Annotated in this window: 1 pseudogene; it reads left to right on the top strand. The window is 38.6% G+C overall.

Annotated features, from left to right (window positions below):
• A pseudogene (locus tag QP439_RS09095) lies at positions 1 to 228 on the top strand (ribonuclease J); the annotation flags it as partial.

Genomic DNA, 228 nt, shown 5'->3' with positions numbered 1-228 from the left:
AAAGTTCCAAAAGGTACCTTCATTGAGCCAAGCGAACTTAAAAATCTTCATGCTAGTGAAGTTTTAATTATGTGTACAGGTAGTCAAGGTGAGTCTATGGCAGCACTTGCTCGTATCGCTAACGGTACTCATCGTCAAGTTACTTTGCAACCTGGTGATACTGTGATTTTCTCATCAAGCCCAATCCCTGGTAATACAACAAGTGTCAATAAATTAATCAATACCATT

The organism is Streptococcus sp. UMB1203 (assembly GCF_030217725.1).
Lineage (GTDB): Bacteria > Bacillota > Bacilli > Lactobacillales > Streptococcaceae > Streptococcus.
This window is presented reverse-complemented; position numbering and strand designations above follow the sequence as displayed.